This is a genomic window from Pseudoalteromonas sp. S1609 (assembly GCF_005887255.1).
In the GTDB taxonomy this organism is placed as follows: domain Bacteria; phylum Pseudomonadota; class Gammaproteobacteria; order Enterobacterales; family Alteromonadaceae; genus Pseudoalteromonas.
On record NZ_PNDJ01000087.1, the window covers coordinates 1 to 17,391 of the forward strand.

Genomic DNA, 17,391 nt, shown 5'->3' on the forward strand with positions numbered 1-17,391 from the left:
CCTTCGCCGCACTTGCCTTCACCAGCGTCTAATTGATAACCAGCTACCATTTGTTGAAACTCAAATGGATTAGCTTGAACATCAGTACTTGCCATACTTGCGCTGCCAACAACCACTGCGCCTAATGTTAATGCAATTGAGTTTTTCTTTATTGTATTCATTTTTAATTACCTTTTAAACTTGTTGAACATCATTATAAAAGTAGACCGGTATTAAACTAAAAACTTTCAAATTTTCTATTTTTTTTGCAAATAAGTTATTTAACTCTCTATGAACGCTAATAAGCGTTTTATGAATTTATGATTTACAGGTAAACTGGCGCTCCTTTTTTAGTAATACATTAATCACACTATGAAACTTATTTTAGCACCCATGGAAGGTGTCGTTGACTTTAAAATGCGGCAACTACTCACCGACATAGGCGGCTTCGATCTTTGTGTGACCGAATTTATCCGTGTTGTAGATACTTGCCTTCCAGATAAAGTATTCCACCGTTATTGCCCTGAACTTAAAAATGCGGGACTCACTCGTAGCGGTACTCCGGTTCGTATTCAGTTATTAGGCCAAGTAGCCGACGTGTTAGCAGAAAATGCTGTAAAAGCAATTGGCTTAGGCTCTCATGGCATTGATTTAAACTTTGGTTGCCCCGCAAAAACAGTCAATAAAAGCAAAGGCGGTGCTGTATTACTCAAAGATCCAGAACATATGTACTCGATTATAAAAACGGTAAGGGATGCCGTTGATGATGAGTATGAGGTAAGTGCTAAAATTCGCTTAGGTTTTGATGATGATAGTAATAGCCAAGAAATTGTCGATGCCGTTGTTAACGCGGGTGCTAACAGCATTGCAATACATGCAAGAACTAAACGCGATGGCTACAATCCACCCGCCTATTGGGAAAAAATTCCCCCTTTGGTCAAAGATAAAAAAATTGCAGTGGTCGCCAATGGCGAAATTTGGCAAATAGAAGATGCTCTTTTATGCCAAAAACGCAGTGGTTGTCGTGATTTGATGATTGGTCGTGGCGCCCTTTCACATCCTGATCTCGCAAGAAAAATTAAAGCGCAAGTTAATAACGAAAGCTACAACGAGCTCACTTGGGAGAATATTTTACACCATATTATTCATTCATCTATGCACCAAACAGCTAGCAAAGATAATAAATATTTTGCATCTCGAACAAAGCAATGGCTTGGTTATTTAAAACGCCAATATCCACAAGCTGGGCTATTATTTGATGAAATTCGTCGTTTAAAAGCAAAGGATGAGGTAGCCGAAGTATTAAAGAAATATGCGAAAGCGCCACAATTTGATGCAAATCATAACACCTAAACAAATCTAAATAGATAATAGCAGTATCACTACAAATTAACTTAAGGGTTATACTGCTAATGCATCATAAGCAACGACTAAACGATGAAATAGAAAGTGTTAAAGCAACGATATTAGGTTTGCTGTCACAATCGACTCACCCTACACATCAAAACTTGCTCTGCATCCTAACCAATACATCTAATGAAGAATGGCTCGATTTAGCCGCTCAGCAATTAGGTAATGAGTATAATCCGTTAATTGAACGAATGAACAAGCTTGAAGCAGCAATTAGCCAAATGGATATTGGTCAATATGGCTACTGCTGTGACTGTGAAGAAAAAATATCAGAGCAGCGCTTAGAAAGAGACCCTGCTACTCAGCGGTGTGATAAGTGCGCTAAATAGTAGCGCACTTAAGTTTAATTAAGTAATTGCGAAGCAAAACTAAATGATTGTCCTGGATAAAAAATAATATCCTCAACTAATATCCTCGCATCTTCTTCACTAATATTTAAACGTTTTAGTAAATTTAAGCGCGCTTGCGATAATGTCCACGCGTGGTAATGCACCCCAAGATCAGTTTCCATCATCGCTAAATAGAGACGCTTATTTGCAGCCGTTAATTGCTTATTGTTAGCACGTTGAGGTAATAGCATGTAACCCGTTGACCAATCTAAACCTAATACTTGCGTCTCTTTTAAAAATGTTTCGCTAAGCTGCGATACATCAGAGATACCCACCGTTATTTGCTCGGTTGAGCTTTGCATTGTTTTAAATTTACTATCTATAAGGCTTAGCCACTCAAGCGGCGAAAGTACATCATTTGCAAAATAATTTAGTTTACTTTGGTACCACTGGCTGCCATTTGCAAGACCAGACAACCCAATGCTGCCTCTGGGCTTATACTGCGTTAAGTAATTATTTAATACACTCAGAGACTCATTAAGCTCAATAGGTGTGTCAGTACTATTAATTGCTTGCTGCACATAGTGCTTTAAATAATTATGCTCTATTTTATTAAGCTTTAAGTTACTTTGCTCAGCGGCTTGTAGCTGTGATTTAACAAATATCAGCCACTGCTCAATGTTTTTATACTGAGCATCATTTTTAACTATCGAAAGCATGTTTGATAACACATCAGTGTGTGCAGGCCATGCAAAATAACGCTCTGGAAACCGCTCAGCAATCACCAAATAATTTACTTGATGGGTTTGCGCAGAAGATAACTTCATTTGCAGTAGCTGCTGGTAAATAGCGTGGCGACGCGCTAAATATGAATCAGTAAAAGGCAGTTGTTCGTTACTGAGCCCTGTACTGTTTAAGTTCTTTTGTGCACTTAAAGCCGTATTAAGTGATATTAACGCGCTTTGTGCCTCTTCATAAGATGAAAACAAATCAGCTGGCTTTGAGCATGATGCTAAAAGCAAACAAAAGAGCAATGAAATAATAGGCGTTCTGTTCATGTTAATTCCAATAAAAAAAGCCCCAATGGGGCTTTTTAAAAATACTAGAGTACATTAAATATTAAATTTTAACACCGTTGCGAGCGGCTTTATCTTTAATATATGTAGCCCAACCTTTTGCAAATCTACGTGTGGTTGGATCGTCCATAGCTTTAGTAATAGCGGCATGTGCTTGCTTATACTTGCCTTGGTAGTAAAACGCTTCAGCTAGATCTGAATATATAGTACCTTTTTTGTCAGAGCCAAGCTCTAACGCTTTGTTCAAACGAACAACGGCAGCACTAAATTTTTCAGATTGTAGAAGTAATGAACCGGCTTTGCGATAAAGCTCAGCGTCATTATCAAATTTAGCAGCTTCTTCGTAGTACTTAGCAGCCTTCTCTATATCTTTCGAACGATGGTAGTTACTAGCAATCGCACTCATGTTTTGCTTAGTGCGTTTAACTTTTTCTTCTTTAACGGCCTTTTCAAGCGTTACAGCTGCTTTATAAGGAATTTCATTTAAAGAATAGAAATTAGCTAGAACTTTGTATTCAACTTCGTTTTCAAAGTAACCGTTCTTGTAAGCAACTTCCATAGTTGCTAGGCCTTTTTTGTATTCTTCGGTTTGTAAATAATACTTACCTAAGCCTACCCAAGACTTTTTGTCTTCAGGCCATACACGAACGATTTCTTCAGCGACTTTAACCATATTTTGATATTGCTTTTGCTCAAAATAGGCAGCTAATTTAAGTTGATAAGGAGCTTTATTAGGCTCTTTTGCTAACTTAATTGCTTTGTTTGCCGGCTCGAGAACCTCATTAAACTGTTTAAGCTCATAGCTTGCTTGCGCAATACGAGTGTAAACTTTTGGGTCTTCTTCGCCTGTAAAGTCCATCCAATCAGAATATGCTTGCTTTGCAGCATTGTACTGTTCAGTACCTGCATACATGTCACCTAAGGTTTTTAAACCTTGAGCCTGATCGGCAAAGTTTAATACATCTGGTGCAATCGCTGCTTTCATATACTTAATAGCAACTTTGTACTGCTCTTTTTGAGCATACATGCTGCCTAAGTAACGATTAACAGTTGCTTTGTCAAAGTCGTTAGACGGATCTAACTCTTTTAATAAAGCAATTGCACCATCAACATCATCTTCATTATACAAATCAAACGCTTTAATTACTTTTTTACCAGTACGTTCGCCCATGATCTTAGTTTTTGCTTTCTTACGCTCTTCAATTTTCGCGTAATCTGGCGCCGCTAAAACAGGTGCAGTTAATGCCGCACCTGACACAGACATAAGAATTGCAAGTGCAGTTACTTTAGAAAAATTTCTCATTACTCGCCTCCTTAGTTGCCTTGGTTAAGTTTAAAGTCTAGTTGAACTTGTAAACCAACTTGCTTTTGTGGTTTGCCGTCAATTATCTTAGGACGGTATTTCCACTTGCGCAATGCACGTTTAGCTTCACGGTCAAAGATACGTTTTGGATCTGCGTCGATTACATCAACGTCAGTCACACCACCTAACTCATCAATTGTGAATGAAAGTTGAACCCAACCTTCTTTGCCATCACGTGCTGCTTGTGTTGGATATTTTGGTTCAATACGAACGATCGGTGTCGCATCACCATCTCGTCCAAATGCACCTGGACCACTCAGTCCACCAGCCGTGCTTCCCACATCGATGCTTGGCATATTAAACGACAAGCTCGTACTTGGGTTGCTGTTTTCCGGCTGTGGCGGCTGCGGTTTAGGCGGCTGCTTTGGCGGTGGCGGAGGCGGAGGCGGTACACGCTTCCTCTCCTGCACCTTAGATTCAGGCGGATTCGTCATAATTTCGACTATGATCTGCTCTTTTTGTTCCGTATTACGGTCAGCCCCACCAGAGATGAGGTATGCCATGAAGTAGAACAAGCCGAAAGTAACTGCCCCACCTGCAATCAGTGAAAACAGAAAACGAATCATTACTGATCTCCAGCTATTGAAATTCTCAGGTTATCACCTGTCGCTTTAATCTGGTCCATAACTTTAACCACTGTGCCATGTTTTGCTTCTTTATCAGCTTGCAAAATTACAACATCTGTAGGTTGTTCTGCTAATAAACTTTCAATTTTTGCTGAAACACGTTCAACATCAACTTGCTGTTTATCAATCCAGATTGCACCGTCATTACGAATAGCAATAAAAATATTAGCATTTTTTTGCTTCGTAGCTTGGGCAGCTTTTGGTTTATTGACCTCGATACCAGCCTCTTTAACGAACGATGTAGTTACGATAAAGAAAATAAGCATGATAAATACGATGTCAAGCATTGGCGTCATATCTACCGCTGCTTCTTCTTCTTCACGAAAACGTTGTTTACGTGCCATATTTAATTCTCTCTCTAGTGATGAGGCATACTATCTACAAGTTTGGCTTTCACCATTCTCGCTCTTGCCTCAAGGCGTGAGCTAAAGAATACCCCAGATAGTGCCGCAACCATTCCAGCCATTGTTGGGATTGTTGCCATTGATATGCCTGATGCCATTAAACGTGCATTACCTGTACCTTGGGTTGCCATGGTTTCAAAAACCGCGATCATACCCGTAACAGTGCCAAGTAAGCCTATTAAAGGGCATACAGCTACTAATGTTTTAATCAACAACATACGCTGATCTAATTTTTCAGACGCTTCAGAAATCCATGCTTCACGGATTCTGTGTGCGTACCAAGACGTAGTGTCTTGGCGGGCATCCCACTTGGCTACAATATCCTTCGTTAAACGAGGAAATTCAGCAAGTAGGAACCAATAGCGCTCAATCATTAAAACCCACATAAGAAAGAGTGCTATCGCGACCACGTATAAAACCTGGCCGCCTGTGCCAACAAAATCCCTGATAGATTCCCAGATCTCCATCAGGACTAGCATTAGGCTTTCTCCTTCTCCGCGTGAGTCGCGATGATACCCGCGCTTTGCTCATCAAGGATGTGTAATACCGACTTACTACGACCTGCAACAATAGAGTGAAGTAGGATAAGTGGTAGAGCTGCAATTAGACCTAGCGCTGTAGTTACAAGTGCTAGAGAGATGTTACCAGCCATGATCTTCGGATCGCCCGTACCGAACAATGTGATTGTTTGGAACGTTAGGATCATACCGATTACCGTACCTAGTAGACCTAGTAATGGTGCGATAGCAGCAAGGATCTTGATGATGTTAATACCCGCTTCGATGCGTGGCGTTTCACGAAGAATCGCTTCATCCAGTTTAAGCTCAAGGTTTTCAACATCTTGGTTTTTGTTGTCAGAGTACACTTTAAGAATACGACCCAGTGGGTTATTTGTATTCGGTGTAGACAAGTTCTTAAGCTGACCTTTTATCTTAGAAGTAGTAAGCGCTAAATCAACGAAACGTACTAAGAAGATTAAAAGACCTACAACAAGTAATACTGTGATGATGTAACCAACTTCAGCACCTTGCTCGTAGTACTCCATAAGAGACTTTTTCTGAGTGTTAATACGTAAAATTGCACCACGTGTAGGATCCACGTATACGCCAGCATAGTTATCAGCTGAAGTACCTTCTAAATCAGAAATACCTTTAAGGATATAGCTGTCAGGTTGCTTACCTAGAGGCTGAATAGATTTAGTCTCTGGTGAGTAGATTAAGTATCCGTCGTCTGTAACTAAGTTGAAGTTACCGATACGTGTTACTTTTTTCATAGACGGGTTACCGTCAAGACCAGCAACTTCAGTTTCAAACGTTGAAACTTTTGCTGATTCAGTCATTTCTGTTTGAAGTGAAATCCAAAGCTCTTCTAGTTCACGAACAGTTGGAAGTTCTTTAGCTGCTGCTAATGAACGAAGTACTTCAGCACGACCTGGTTTTTCAGCACTTACTAAAGATGCTTCAATTGAACCAATCGCGTCAGCTGCTGCACGACGAACAACACCAAACATTTCACCTAACGTACCTTGAGCGTTTTGAAGAGCTTGCTCTTTTTCCGCTAAAGTATTTTCGTTTTGTGCATATTCTTTGCTAAGACGATCACCACGTGCTTTCTCAGCAGCTAGTTGGCTTTTCGCTTTGTTAAGTAACGCTTGCTTATCAGCACGATCTGACAAGAACTCTTGTTCACGTTGCTTATTGATTTTTCCTTCAGAGATACGCTCTTGCTTTACTTGCTCAAGAATTTTATCTAAAGCGTCAGTATTTGCATGTGCATTAAGCGCGGTACCGGCAGAAACAGACAGTACTGCTGCAACAGCAAAACCTTTAAATAGTTTCTTCATTATTGATTACTCCGCGCCAAAAATTGGTAGTTTAACAAGTTCTAGTGTCGCTTGCTTACGTGCCATACGGATCACTTCTTTAACAGGTTTTAGGTATTCTTCACCTAATTCTTTCCACTGTTTAGTGTTGTTATCCCACACCCAAGCGTGTTTTAGATCGAATGATTGCGCTACGTAAGTAATACGACCTAAACGACCGATATCTACGTTAATGCTACGACCATCAACATCTAAAGTACCTTGAGAAGCAGTTACAGCTGAGCTGTATGCTGTTTCAACAGTGTACGCTTCAAGAACCTGACGGAACTTTTCAGACGTTGTTACAGATGCAGATGCCATGATCTCACGTAATCTTTCAACGCGTCCAAGACGAGTTTCAAGGTTAAATGGAACGTCCGCTTTGATGAATTGCTCAAGCGTATCGATCATGCGATACATCAAAGGCACAACGTTTTGTTTAGTGTTATCGATAGTCGCGATTTGACGATCGAACGATGCGATAGACGCGTTTTGGTCTGCGACCAAACGTGCTACGTGATCGTTGTACACTTTCATAAGTTCAGTCTCATCAACGATGCTACGGTACTCAGCGATTAGCTCCTGAGTTTGACCATATACATTGTCAATTTTAGTTTGAGACTTAACCGCAGCCTTTTGAATTGTTTGACCTGCTTTTTGCACGTCATTCAAAGGATCTGCAATCACATTGCTGCTTGCAAATGCAAAAGCGCCAACCAACGCAGTTGCTACAAGACTCTTTCTGATTTTAACAGACATAGTTCCCAACCAATTAAGTAATGTTACTTTTATAATTTAATTATCAACCCGCTAAGGGGAAGACAACCCTGATATCTTTTAATAGATATCAACTTACCAATAATGCTAAATGCATCATGTCATGTCAACTTCATGTTTAGCATAACCTATAAATAAATCAGCTTGTTTGTAAGATATTTACTGGGCTTGAACAAAAAAATTAACATTATTATAACTAACGTGATAAACACAATTTCTGCAAGCCCAGATATAGTAAGAATAACGATAACCACCACTGTTAATGTAAACAAAAATATAACATTTAAAATTAACTTAATCGTTGCTGAAAAAAAATTAAAAATAAGCTAATTTTCTGTCCCGAATATTCATTTCGAAGGTTTTTTAACGCTTTTTACACAAAAAATACAGCTAATCGTTATTATTAGGTTATTCATCGCATAATAATAATGACGTGCAGATTTAATAAAAAGCAATACAAAGGAGGGGAAGATGATTACAAAAAATCATTTTTATTAACACCTGTGTTTTTTATCTTTATTAGCCTAAAGGCCTTATCCATTTTTAATATTTTTCCAAGCCCCAATCTCAACCTTAAGCAGTTATATCATCTCTGAAGGATTAGAGTCAGATAGACTAATCGTAAGATTAAATAAAGAATCTTTAATGCCCGATAGAATATTTAAATCATCTAGGTTTAAATTAAATAGATAGATAGATAGATAGATAGATAGAAGTTTGACTGAAGAAAGATATAAAAAAGGAATGCTTTATAAAGTTCAAAAAGTTTTGCACATTTTAATGAATTATGGTGAAACAGGTTAGTGCTTCACCACGATGAACTTAGGTTCACATAATAAATTATGCTACTTCTACGTTCTCAGCTTCTGGGCCTTTTTGACCTTGCTTGATGCTGAAAGTCACTGCTTGACCTTCGCTAAGAGTGCGAAAACCAGAACCAGTGATTGCGCTGAAATGTACAAACACGTCAGGACCATTTTCTTGTTCAATGAAACCAAAGCCTTTAGCTTCGTTGAAAAATTTTACTTTACCAGTAACCGACATACTAAATTTTCCTGTAAGTCAATAATTAAAATTCAGCCATATTATTATGGCAATATCCTCCCTGAGTCAATGCCCAAAAAACTGGAGGTGATAGTACAGGAAGAAGTAATAACCAAACCGGTAACCTTAAACGCAGCACAATACCGTAATTCAATACGCAAAAACTCAAAGCCAATTAAGGTTAACACATTAATATTTTTTTAGCTCTATTAATTGGGATTTATTTTTGAAGATTCATCGATTTATTACTTTCTTTGTAAGTTTCTAATTTTTAACGGGATAAACAGTTCATAATTTGTGTTTTTTATAAACAGAGTGTATTTTTTTAAAATATGGCCGATCTGCACAGCTTTTTGCTAACTTAAAATAAAAAAACCACCTTAGTTTTAGGTGGTTTTAAATTCTAATTATTTAACTTGCCAGTCAATAACACTATCTGCTTTGATTGGTACAACTTCTGAGTCCCCTAGCGAATAACTTGCTGGCACTGTCCAAGGTGCTTTCTCTAAGGTAATAGTGTCTGTATTACGCGCTAGACCATAAAAATCTGGGCCGAAGTGACTTGCAAAGCCCTCTAACTTATCAAGCGCCCCAGCTTCTTCAAAAGCTTCAGCATAAAGTTCAATAGCTGCGTGCGCAGTATAAGCACCCGCACAGCCACATGCTGCCTCTTTTTTGTCTTTGTAATGCGGGGCTGAATCCGTGCCTAAAAAGAATTTTTTACTACCACTTGTAGCTGCCGCCATGAGCGCTTGTTGATGAATATTACGCTTCAATATAGGTAAGCAATAATAATGTGGGCGTATACCCCCTGCTAGCATATGGTTGCGGTTATATAACAAATGATGAGCAGTAATTGTAGCTGCTACATTATCCGAAGCATTTTCAACAAACTCTACCGCATCTTTTGTTGTTATATGTTCAAGGACAATTTTAAGCTCAGGGAAATCTGCGACAACGTCGCCTAAAATAGTATCTAAAAACACTTTTTCACGATCGAATATATCAATAGAAGAGTCAGTAACTTCACCATGGACGAGTAAAAGCATGCCAACTTCTTGCATTGCTTTTAATACTGGATAAATATTTTTTACTGATGTTACACCAGAATCTGAGTTAGTTGTTGCGCCCGCTGGGTAGAGTTTAGCTGCAAAAATTTTACCTGTCGCTTTTGCTTTTTTTATTTCATCAGGCGTCGTTTTGTCGGTAAGGTAAAGCACCATTAAAGGTTCAAACTGCCCTTGAGGTTTTGCAGCCATAATTCGCTCTCGATACGATAATGCGGTTTCTGTACACGTTGCTGGCGGAACTAAATTTGGCATAATAATCGCGCGGCCCATATAACGGCTAATATCACGCACAGTATCTTTTAACTGATCTCCATCACGTAAATGAACATGCCAATCATCGGGTCTAGTAATCGTTAAAGTTGTCATTTTGCTCGTCATCGTAAAGTCCTAATGCTTAAGTTAACTGATCATAGGCATATGGTGATTTCGAGTAAAGGGCTTATTAGAAATAATCCTTAGATACTACATTTAAAGTTAACTTTACACTTGATGATTCTCATTTAACGTTTTATTTTGTAGAAACGTTAATATTAGGTTAACGTATGTACCTTTAATAATTATAAGGCCTCCCAAAGCTGCCTATGTCGAATACTATCGATACCACTAAAGCGCTCGAAACTAAAACGGATCAGTTGAGTATAATCAATCAGTTCTCATCAAGTTTATTGCAACTGAATACGTTAGAAGCGCTTTTTAGTTACGTCACCACACAAGTTGTTAATCGACTTGGGTTTGTAGATTGTGTTATCTACTTAGCAGATGACAGTCAGTCTTTGCTAAATCAAGTAGCTTCTATGGGTATTAAAAACGGGCATATCAGTTATCAATCTGAGCGAAAAATCATTCGCTTTAGCGAAGGCATTACAGGTTATGCAGCATCTACAGGCCAAGCTTTAATAATTGGCGATGTAACTAAAGACAACCGTTACATAGCTGACGAGCGCCCGGCTCAATCAGAAATATGCGTACCCTTGATATACAAAGATCGTGTCCTAGGGGTTATAGATTGTGAGCACCCAATAAAAAATTACTTTACTAGTTCACATTTAGAGATTTTAACCACCGTAGCTCACTTACTAAGTGCAAAAATCAATCAAGTGAATACCGTTAATAGCTTGCAAGACACTGTTATGCAGCTAAACAATGCACAAAAATTAGAAAGCAGCCTATTACAAATAGCTAATTTAACTTATAAAGCACAAAATTTAGACACCTTCTTTCAATCTTTGCATGCGATTATTGACAGCTTATTGACTGCGAGTAACTTTTTTATTGCGCTGTACGACAAAAAAGAAGACGCGCTCGACTTTGTTTATACTGTTGAAGGCGGTGTACAAACAAATACCCACAAAGTTATTTCAAAAGAGCAACTAAAAGAAACAGCCTCTTACTATTTGCTGATTAATGAACGCCCACTGTTACTCAATAAACAGCAATACTTTGAACATATTGCACAAGGCTATTTTAAGCTAGTAGGTGAACAAGCGGATTCATGGCTAGGCGTGCCTTTTAAAGTTAATGAGCGCATGAGTGGCGTTATTGTCGTGCAAAGCTATGACAATCAACATTATTACAATGAACATGATAGCTCGTTGCTAACCTATGTAAGTCGACAAATAAGCATGGTTATAGATCGGCACTTAGCTCGTCAAGAGCTTGAGCACAAAGCGCTGCACGATGAGCTAACTGGGCTTGCAAACCGGTCGCTATTAATAGAAAGGATGAAACATGCAATTTTACGCCTAAATCGCGCAAAAAAAGGCACTTTTCATGCCCTGCTCTATCTGGATTTTGACCGCTTTAAAAGTATTAATGATTCATTAGGCCATGAAGTAGGCGATCACTTTTTAATTGCTATATGTAAGCTTATTACTAAAACCGTTCGCAATACCGATACTTTCTCTCGCTTAGGTGGCGATGAGTTTGCTATTTTCATGGAAAATCTTAGTCATCGTGATCAAGTAAACGTTGCCCTGACTCGTATTAAAACGGCATTATCTGAACCCGTTAATATTGATGGCCATTTACTGCAGCCGTCCACCAGCATTGGCGTAGCATTTAGTGACAACGTAAATGATGAAGCATTTGTATTATTACAACAATCCGATGCGGCTATGTATGAGGCAAAATCATCAGGACGTGGTCAAGTTAAGTTTTTTAATAATGTGATGCGTAATAAGCTAAAAACGCGTGCAGATCTTGAAAACGACTTACAGCACGGTATTGAGCATAATGAATTTGAACTGTATTTTCAGCCTATATTTACTATTAACAGTAGTGAAGTTATAGGGTTTGAAGCTCTTGTACGTTGGCATCATCCAAAGAAAGGGTTTGTATCACCGAGCGACTTTATTCCAATTGCAGAAAAGACCGGGCAAATTACTAACTTAGACTTGCATTTACTCGACCTCGCAGCGCAACATATTGCTTTGTGGCAACAACAAGGTCATCGCTTTTTACGTGTCACGGTTAATGTATCGTCTCGACACTTTGCCAGCTTAGAGTTTGTAGAGCAGCTCCATGAAATTTATAAAAAATACCAACTACCATTAGGCTCATTGTGTCTTGAAATAACAGAGTCGGGGTTAATTGAAAATTTAGAATTAGCGACGCAAATTATACAAGGATTATCACCTTTAAAAGTATTGCTTTGCCTAGACGATTTTGGCACTGGCTACTCTGCCTTAGGTTACTTGCATCAACTGCCTATTCATGTGCTAAAAATTGATAAAAGCTTTATTGATAATTTAAAAGCTACTGCTAACCCGTTAATAGATGCTATTTTAACCTTGGCTATTTCTTTAGATCTTATTGTTATAGCCGAGGGAATAGAAACCGCTGAACAACTTACTATTTTACAAAAAACCCAATGTGATTATGGGCAAGGCTTTTTAAAATCAAAACCGGTTACAGCAAAAGAGGCTATTTCACTAATACACACCCCTCTTTAATAGGCTAAGCACAGCTGGAATTTACAATCTCAAGTATTCAGGATTAAACTGACCGCTGTGCTTACTCGCTCTAATACTCTTAAATAATTTAACCCGGTTTGTAAGAGCGTACCAATTAAGCCTTGATGCTAACCTTAACAAAATGTTTTACAACAACACAGTAATTGTTAAACACATAACTTATTCCATAACCAAACTCACCCTACTCTGTTTTTAATTTCTGTTTAACTATTCAACCTAATTTATATAATTCACCGATATAAAAATTCATTACAAATTTTTAGATAATATTAGGGCCTATTGATTTCACAATCATCGACAAGCACCCATTTAACACCTTAATTTAACATGAGCTAAATTCAACAACAAACAAATAACAAAACATCATCTGACTGTGTAAAGTTAATAAATTTAATGTTTGCAGTAAAAAACACACCAAATCTAATTACTATAGCCATCTAGACGTTGAAACGATTTTTAGATAGGCGTAGTATGTAGTTAATCTAAGCAATACTCACCACAGCCATGAGATTTATTAAAGATGATTGACATTAAACACCTAAAAACTATAGCGACCCTCAAAGAAACGGGATCGTTAGTTAATACAGCCCGCGAGCTATTTTTAACTCAGTCAGCTTTATCGCATCAGATTAAAGATTTAGAAAATAAATTAGATTGCCAGTTGTTCGAACGAAAAACTCAACCAGTCCGATTTACACCTCAAGGTATGTTATTACTTGAATTGGCACACGAAATATTACCTAAGTTAGAAGCAACTAAATGCCGATTAAAGGAAAGTTTAAATCAGCCAATCTCACAACTGCGGTTAAGCGTAGAGTGCCATGCATGCTTTCACTGGTTATTGCCTACTATTAAAGAATTTAATAATTTCTGGCCTGACATAAAGATTGATTACGAACGTGGTTTTAGTTACGACGCCATCCCAGATTTATTAAATGATGAATTAGACCTAGTGCTTACATCAGATGTGCGTGAACCCGACAAACTAGAATACGCCCACCTATTTGACTTTAAACTTAAGCTAATAGTGGCGCCGGATCATGACTTAGCTAAAAAAGCCTACGTAACTGCGCTTGATTTAAAAAACGAAACTATTATTTCTTACCCTATTCCGCGTGAGCGCCAAGATATATTTAAGCATTTTATTCAAAATGCACGTTTTGACGGCACGCTTAAAACAGTTGATCAAGGCTTACTTATATTTCAATTAGTCAGTGCAGGTATGGGGGTAGCGGCCCTACCCGACTGGCTAGTTACCCCTTATGAAAGCCAGGGGTTAATTAAGTCAATTCCATTGGGCGCGCTGGGTTTAACCCGCCCGATGTACTTAGCGATGAAAAAAGAGATGAAAGACAATCCAGTTTACCGTCACTTTTTAAACACCTGTAAATTAAATAACGGTCGATAAATCTTAAGCTTATGAGTAACATATTGGTAAATATATTCAACTGTGTTACTCATTATGTTTGAACTTAAAAAAATACTGGGCGGCTTACTTATGCCGTTACCTTTACTGGGCTTGCTTAGTCTGATACTACTTATTTTTGCACTCAAACAACGAAAGCGTGTTATTACCTTATCTTTTTTGAGTCTCGCAACCTTATTACTTGCCAGCACGCCTTGGTTTGCCAACTTATTGATTAAACATAATCAACCTACTTCATTGGCTTTTAATTTCCTTAAGCACCCCAAAATAGACAAAATTGTGGTGCTTGGCTGTGATATAAACCCTAACCCGGCACTCAGCGCTAACAGTCAGCTAGGAAATTGTGCATTAACACGTTTAGTGGAAGGCATTAGGCTCGCAAATATATATCCGCGAGCTCAACTAATTGTATCGGGTGGGGGTTATGAAAAAATCACCAACAGCGCACTCATGTATAAAACGGCAATTAGCTTGGGTATTAATAAAAATCGTATTGTACAAAATCCAAACGCAATGGACACAGCGCAAGAAGCCGCATTTTTAGCCTCAAAACTTGTCGACTATAATACCGCTTTAGTTACCTCTGTAAGTCATATGCCCAGAGCAATAAATTTATTTAATGCTCAAGGCATCACTGTGATCCCCGCAGCAACTGACTACCACAACTTTGCAGCGTACCCTTGGTATAAGCAACTCATACCCAACGCAAAAGCATTACTAGTAGTGACTCAATTTGCCCATGAAGTACTTGGCGATACATGGATAAAAATACGTCGTACAATAAATCCTGAAGCTCTTTGATTTTTTATTGTTGATGGGTTTTAACCTCAGCGGTTTGACTCCAAAGCCGATAAAGTGTGATCAAAAATACACAAAGAAATAATAAACTGAGGGCTGTTAGGTTCTCAACCCCTAAAGAATCAAAGGTAGCGCCAAAAGTAAAGCCTCCACCAACTAGAACAATTGCCCAAACCAGTGCAGAGCATGCGTTTAATAGGCTAAAACGGCGCCAACTAATCGAGGTGAGCCCAATCGGTAGAGCACCAATAGTACGAAGCCCTTTTGGATACCGATATAAAAAAATGTAGGCAGTACCATAACGATTTGCAAGCTCACTGGATTTTTTAAATAACCGACCTAATCGGTTTGGCTTTTCAAGCCATGTAGTGCCATATGTTCTTGCGAGAGCAAATCGTAATTCATCCCCCAAATATCCGCCCATAAAAACTGCCAAAACAACAAAGTCAATGCTAAGTGCGCCAGTTTGCGCAGCATAGCCTGCAAACAAAGGCAGCCAACCACTTTTTAAAGCACAATACCCAAAAAGTAACAGATAAACTAACAAACCGTATTGCTGAATTAAAGCTAACACGCCTTCCATTTCACACCTTTAATTGAGTTGCCTTGCAGCGATAAAATAATATTTTTAGTTTAAACGCGATAATTGCAGCGGAGGATCTGTTATGGGTGAATATAAAAGAATGAAAGTTACTCGGCTTATTTGATACAAGCGCGATAGAAACTCTCTATAACATATTAAAGTAATAAGTTATTTTAACTTTAGATTTTAAAGAACCTACTCAAGATAAGTATGAATAGGTTACTTAGACGGCATTGTATTTACGGCAAAGCTTACACTGGGTTATCTATATCAATAAATGTTACGTCAAAACTATATTGCTCTGCGAGAAGCTCTCCCAGCGCTTTAATACCGTATCGCTCAGTGGCATGGTGACCTGCAGCAAAAAAGTCGATATTTTGCTCGCGTGAACTGTGAATAGTTTGCTCTGATGCCTCACCGGTTAAGTAAGCATCTAACCCCTGCTCGGCTGCTAAGTCAATATACCCTTGCCCACCACCAGTGCACAGCGCAATGGTTTCAATTTTATCATTACGCACTAAGCTTGTTAGTGGCTCGCGATTGAGTACTTGGCCTATTTTTTTAGCAAATTCGCACCCCGTTAGCGGCGTTTTTAACCGCCCCTTCATCGCGACACTGTTGTTAATTGGCTCTAAACCCGCCTCAATTTCAATATCGAGTAATTGCGCCAGTTGAGCGTTATTGCCTATTTCAGGGTGAATGTCTAATGGCAAATGATAAGCAAATAAATTGATATCGTTAGCTAAAAGCGCAGCCACACGACGTTTTTTCATGCCTGTAATTGGTTGCGACTCACCTTTCCAAAAATAGCCATGGTGTACCAAAATAGCATCCGCATTTTGTTCAATGGCTGCATCAATAAGCGCTTGGCTTGCTGTAACACCGGTTACTATAGTACGTATTTCATCTTTACCTTCTACCTGAAGTCCGTTTGGACAAAAATCGTTAATGGTTTCTGGTTTCAATAACGTGTTTAACAGTTGATTAAATTCTCTACGTTGCATACTGCTTACCTTACTTTGCACTGAATTTTGTACAAATTTTGGCGGTTATGCACTAAAAATGAAAGGAAAATCGCAAAAAATTGAAAAACAGTTCTAAAATAGGTATAAATACCTCTTCTTTATCTGTGAAAACAACGTATAGGGTCTCTGATGAGCAAACTAGACAAAACAGAAGTGTTATCTGCCTTTGAAGCTGCATATGAAGCTGCTAACGGTAAAAAACCTGAAATAACAACTAAACCTGGCTGGTACAGCGTTGATGGCGGCAAGAATATGCGCCTAGCTGATGTAGCAGAGCTGACTAAAGAATTAAGCTCTGGAAAGTCTACAAAAAAAGCTTCAGTAAAAGCACCCGCTAAAAAAACTAAAAAAGCTGCTCCTGTAAAAGCACAGAAAAAAGCGCCTTTCACCGTGATCACTGAGAACGAAGAAGGTTATACAGCAGAAGAGCTTTGGATAGTAGAGCTTGCTCGTAAAGATCACGACTGTCGCCTACCGCGCGGTGTAGTGTAATTTACTGAGTGCTCAGTTTAAAAGAAACCGCGTTAAGCGGTTTTTTTATGCCCGTCACTTGTTATTAACTACATAATAATTAATCTGAGCTCTAGCTGTTTAGATAAATACAGCATAAAAAAAGCGACTGACTAGCCGCTTTTTTTATCAGTAAGC

At 38.6% G+C, this 17,391-nt stretch carries 17 protein-coding genes and 1 pseudogene; 6 read left to right on the plus strand and 12 right to left on the minus strand.

What is annotated here, in order from left to right:
* A pseudogene (locus CWB76_RS20600) lies at positions 1-161 on the minus strand (HvfA family oxazolone/thioamide-modified RiPP metallophore); the annotation flags it as partial.
* Positions 162-351: 190 nt separating this feature from the next.
* Here CWB76_RS20600 and CWB76_RS17825 point away from each other — a divergent pair.
* Positions 352-1,332: a tRNA-dihydrouridine synthase gene (locus tag CWB76_RS17825; RefSeq protein ID WP_138609403.1), complete on the plus strand. Its 981-nt coding sequence runs from the start codon at positions 352-354 to the stop codon at positions 1,330-1,332.
* A gap of 59 nt (positions 1,333-1,391) precedes the next feature.
* Complete coding sequence (locus tag CWB76_RS17830) at positions 1,392-1,718, plus strand: TraR/DksA family transcriptional regulator (RefSeq protein WP_138609405.1); 327 nt, start codon at positions 1,392-1,394, stop codon at positions 1,716-1,718.
* Positions 1,719-1,732: 14 nt separating this feature from the next.
* Here the strand turns inward: CWB76_RS17830 and CWB76_RS17835 are convergent, their stop codons facing one another.
* The 9 genes from CWB76_RS17835 to pyrC all read right to left on the minus strand — a co-directional run bounded on the left by CWB76_RS17835 (position 1,733) and on the right by pyrC (position 10,317).
* Positions 1,733-2,776, minus strand: coding sequence for a DUF885 domain-containing protein (locus CWB76_RS17835; RefSeq protein WP_138609407.1), 1,044 nt, complete (start codon positions 2,774-2,776; stop codon positions 1,733-1,735).
* Between the two features lie 61 nt (positions 2,777-2,837).
* Entirely contained in the window at positions 2,838-4,097 is a 1,260-nt protein-coding gene (locus CWB76_RS17840) for a tetratricopeptide repeat protein (RefSeq protein WP_138609409.1), read from the minus strand.
* An 11-nt stretch (positions 4,098-4,108) separates the two neighbouring features.
* Positions 4,109-4,723 carry an energy transducer TonB gene (locus CWB76_RS17845; protein ID WP_138609411.1) on the minus strand — a complete coding sequence of 205 codons (615 nt, stop codon included), beginning with the start codon at positions 4,721-4,723 and terminating at the stop codon, positions 4,109-4,111.
* Positions 4,723-5,127 carry an ExbD/TolR family protein gene (locus CWB76_RS17850; protein ID WP_138609413.1) on the minus strand — a complete coding sequence of 135 codons (405 nt, stop codon included), beginning with the start codon at positions 5,125-5,127 and terminating at the stop codon, positions 4,723-4,725. Before CWB76_RS17850 ends, CWB76_RS17845 begins: the two co-directional genes overlap by 1 nt.
* Before the next feature lie 14 nt (positions 5,128-5,141).
* Complete coding sequence (locus tag CWB76_RS17855) at positions 5,142-5,666, minus strand: MotA/TolQ/ExbB proton channel family protein (protein ID WP_004588135.1); 525 nt, start codon at positions 5,664-5,666, stop codon at positions 5,142-5,144.
* The gene (locus CWB76_RS17860; protein ID WP_010388563.1) at positions 5,666-7,030 is read right to left on the minus strand and encodes a MotA/TolQ/ExbB proton channel family protein; all 1,365 of its coding nucleotides are present in this window, start codon (positions 7,028-7,030) and stop codon (positions 5,666-5,668) included. Before CWB76_RS17860 ends, CWB76_RS17855 begins: the two co-directional genes overlap by 1 nt.
* A 6-nt stretch (positions 7,031-7,036) precedes the next feature.
* Positions 7,037-7,807 carry a DUF3450 domain-containing protein gene (locus tag CWB76_RS17865; RefSeq protein WP_013465204.1) on the minus strand — a complete coding sequence of 257 codons (771 nt, stop codon included), beginning with the start codon at positions 7,805-7,807 and terminating at the stop codon, positions 7,037-7,039.
* 858 nt (positions 7,808-8,665) lie between these two features.
* Positions 8,666-8,869, minus strand: a complete 204-nt coding sequence (locus CWB76_RS17870; RefSeq protein WP_004588138.1) for a cold-shock protein — start codon at positions 8,867-8,869, stop codon at positions 8,666-8,668.
* A gap of 407 nt (positions 8,870-9,276) precedes the next feature.
* Positions 9,277-10,317: a dihydroorotase gene (gene pyrC / locus CWB76_RS17875; protein ID WP_138609415.1), complete on the minus strand. Its 1,041-nt coding sequence runs from the start codon at positions 10,315-10,317 to the stop codon at positions 9,277-9,279.
* A gap of 203 nt (positions 10,318-10,520) precedes the next feature.
* On the opposite strand from pyrC, the gene CWB76_RS17880 reads away from it, so the two are divergent.
* The 3 genes from CWB76_RS17880 (at position 10,521) to CWB76_RS17890 (ending at position 15,138) form a co-directional block, all read left to right on the plus strand.
* Positions 10,521-12,890, plus strand: coding sequence for a GGDEF domain-containing protein (locus CWB76_RS17880; RefSeq protein ID WP_138609416.1), 2,370 nt, complete (start codon positions 10,521-10,523; stop codon positions 12,888-12,890).
* A gap of 541 nt (positions 12,891-13,431) precedes the next feature.
* Positions 13,432-14,319, plus strand: a complete 888-nt coding sequence (locus CWB76_RS17885) for a LysR family transcriptional regulator (protein ID WP_138609418.1) — start codon at positions 13,432-13,434, stop codon at positions 14,317-14,319.
* A gap of 54 nt (positions 14,320-14,373) precedes the next feature.
* Positions 14,374-15,138: a YdcF family protein gene (locus tag CWB76_RS17890; protein ID WP_171039651.1), complete on the plus strand. Its 765-nt coding sequence runs from the start codon at positions 14,374-14,376 to the stop codon at positions 15,136-15,138.
* 4 nt (positions 15,139-15,142) lie between these two features.
* On the opposite strand, the gene CWB76_RS17895 is transcribed toward CWB76_RS17890, so the two are convergent.
* Together CWB76_RS17895 and CWB76_RS17900 are read right to left on the minus strand one after the other, a co-directional pair.
* On the minus strand, positions 15,143-15,718 hold the full coding sequence (locus tag CWB76_RS17895; RefSeq protein WP_138609422.1) for a DedA family protein: 576 nt from the start codon (positions 15,716-15,718) through the stop codon (positions 15,143-15,145).
* Between the two features lie 251 nt (positions 15,719-15,969).
* A complete protein-coding gene (locus CWB76_RS17900) occupies positions 15,970-16,722 on the minus strand; it encodes a Nif3-like dinuclear metal center hexameric protein (protein ID WP_138609424.1) in 753 nt (250 codons plus the stop codon).
* Between the two features lie 150 nt (positions 16,723-16,872).
* Between CWB76_RS17900 and CWB76_RS17905 the strand changes: the two genes are divergently transcribed.
* The gene (locus CWB76_RS17905; protein WP_138609426.1) at positions 16,873-17,235 is read left to right on the plus strand and encodes a hypothetical protein; all 363 of its coding nucleotides are present in this window, start codon (positions 16,873-16,875) and stop codon (positions 17,233-17,235) included.
* Positions 17,236-17,391: the final 156 nt, after the last annotated feature.

Excerpts from the sequence above, each read along its gene's own strand:
- CWB76_RS17855 (WP_004588135.1), bottom strand. The coding sequence starts at position 5,666 with ATGCTAGTCCTGATGGAGATCTGGGAATCTATCAGGGATTTTGTTGGC.
- CWB76_RS17860 (WP_010388563.1), bottom strand. The coding sequence starts at position 7,030 with ATGAAGAAACTATTTAAAGGTTTTGCTGTTGCAGCAGTACTGTCTGTT.
- CWB76_RS17880 (WP_138609416.1), top strand. The coding sequence starts at position 10,521 with ATGTCGAATACTATCGATACCACTAAAGCGCTCGAAACTAAAACGGAT.
- CWB76_RS17865 (WP_013465204.1), bottom strand. The coding sequence starts at position 7,807 with ATGTCTGTTAAAATCAGAAAGAGTCTTGTAGCAACTGCGTTGGTTGGC.
- CWB76_RS17900 (WP_138609424.1), bottom strand. The coding sequence starts at position 16,722 with ATGCAACGTAGAGAATTTAATCAACTGTTAAACACGTTATTGAAACCA.
- CWB76_RS17890 (WP_171039651.1), top strand. The coding sequence starts at position 14,374 with ATGTTTGAACTTAAAAAAATACTGGGCGGCTTACTTATGCCGTTACCT.
- CWB76_RS17830 (WP_138609405.1), top strand. The coding sequence starts at position 1,392 with ATGCATCATAAGCAACGACTAAACGATGAAATAGAAAGTGTTAAAGCA.
- CWB76_RS17835 (WP_138609407.1), bottom strand. The coding sequence starts at position 2,776 with ATGAACAGAACGCCTATTATTTCATTGCTCTTTTGTTTGCTTTTAGCA.
- CWB76_RS17895 (WP_138609422.1), bottom strand. The coding sequence starts at position 15,718 with ATGGAAGGCGTGTTAGCTTTAATTCAGCAATACGGTTTGTTAGTTTAT.
- CWB76_RS17825 (WP_138609403.1), top strand. The coding sequence starts at position 352 with ATGAAACTTATTTTAGCACCCATGGAAGGTGTCGTTGACTTTAAAATG.
- CWB76_RS17850 (WP_138609413.1), bottom strand. The coding sequence starts at position 5,127 with ATGGCACGTAAACAACGTTTTCGTGAAGAAGAAGAAGCAGCGGTAGAT.
- CWB76_RS17845 (WP_138609411.1), bottom strand. The coding sequence starts at position 4,723 with ATGATTCGTTTTCTGTTTTCACTGATTGCAGGTGGGGCAGTTACTTTC.
- CWB76_RS17885 (WP_138609418.1), top strand. The coding sequence starts at position 13,432 with ATGATTGACATTAAACACCTAAAAACTATAGCGACCCTCAAAGAAACG.
- CWB76_RS17870 (WP_004588138.1), bottom strand. The coding sequence starts at position 8,869 with ATGTCGGTTACTGGTAAAGTAAAATTTTTCAACGAAGCTAAAGGCTTT.
- pyrC (WP_138609415.1), bottom strand. The coding sequence starts at position 10,317 with ATGACGAGCAAAATGACAACTTTAACGATTACTAGACCCGATGATTGG.
- CWB76_RS17905 (WP_138609426.1), top strand. The coding sequence starts at position 16,873 with ATGAGCAAACTAGACAAAACAGAAGTGTTATCTGCCTTTGAAGCTGCA.
- CWB76_RS17840 (WP_138609409.1), bottom strand. The coding sequence starts at position 4,097 with ATGAGAAATTTTTCTAAAGTAACTGCACTTGCAATTCTTATGTCTGTG.